Origin of the sequence: Streptomyces luteolus (assembly GCF_029968015.1) — a bacterium.
GTDB lineage: Bacteria > Actinomycetota > Actinomycetes > Streptomycetales > Streptomycetaceae > Streptomyces > Streptomyces luteolus.
This window is the reverse complement of sequence record NZ_JASCIS010000110.1, coordinates 1-1,155: the sequence shown is the minus strand read 5'-3', so window position 1 is coordinate 1,155 and position 1,155 is coordinate 1. Positions and strand designations below refer to the sequence as shown.

Sequence of the window (1,155 nt, the reverse complement as noted above, 5' to 3'; positions counted from 1 at the left end):
TCGGTGTTGGAGGGGCGGAGGTTGAACCACCAGTCCTGGGCGGTGACCGTGAGGCCGTCCAGCTCGTCCAGGCTGAGCCCCTCGCGCCCGGTGTAGGCCGCCTTGACCGCGGCGGCGCGGCCCGCCTGGTCGCCGACGGTGGAGTTGATCTCGCCGGAGCCCGCGTACCGGTCGTACTCCTCGACCAGGGCGCAGAGCGGGCCGTCCTGGCCGCCGAGGGCCGCGAGGACGTGGAGGGCGGCGAGCATGCCGGTGTCGGCGTTCCAGAAGTCGCGGAAGTAGTAGTGCGCGGAGTGCTCGCCGCCGAAGATCGCGCCGGTCCTGGCCATCTCCTCCTTGATGAAGGAGTGCCCCACGCGCGTGCGCTCGGGCGTGCCGCCGTTCTCCCTGACGACCTCGGGGACCGACCAGGACGTGATCAGGTTGTGGATCACGGTGCCCTTGCCGCCGTTCCTGGCCAGCTCGCGGGCGGCGACCAGGGCGGTGATGGCCGACGGGGAGACCGGCTCACCGCGCTCGTCCACCACGAAGCAGCGGTCCGCGTCGCCGTCGAAGGCCAGGCCCAGGTCGGCGTCCTCCTCGCGGACGCGCTTCTGGAGGTCCACGATGTTGGCCGGGTCCAGCGGGTTGGCCTCGTGGTGGGGGAACGTGCCGTCCAACTCGAAGTACATCGGGATCAGTTGGAGCGGGAGGCCCTCGAAGACGGTGGGGACGGTGTGGCCGCCCATGCCGTTGCCCGCGTCCACGACGACCTTCAGGGGGCGGATCCGTGTGAGGTCCACGAGGCGGCGCAGGTGGGCGGCGTAGTCCCCGAGGCTGTCGCGCGCGGTGATCTCGCCGGGGCCGGCGGCCGGGGCGGGGGCGCCGCTGACCGACCACTCCTCCACCAGCTGCCGGATCTCGGCCAGACCTGTGTCCTGCCCCACCGGAGCCGCACCCGCCCGGCACATCTTGATGCCGTTGTACTGCGCGGGGTTGTGCGAGGCGGTGAACATCGCGCCGGGCAGGTCGAGGGCGCCCGAGGCGTAGTACAGCTGGTCCGTGGAGCACAGGCCGATCTCGGTGACGGCGACCCCGAGGGCAGCGGCGCCGCGCGCGAACGCCCGCGAGAGGCCCGGCGACGAGGGGCGCATGTCGTGCCCGACCACGATCGCC

1 protein-coding gene is annotated in these 1,155 nt (G+C 72.6%); it reads right to left on the bottom strand.

Annotation, left to right across the window (positions count from 1 at the left end):
* Positions 1–1,155: phosphomannomutase/phosphoglucomutase (locus tag QIT00_RS38690; protein WP_282540189.1), on the bottom strand; the 1,155-nt coding region annotated here is incomplete at both ends.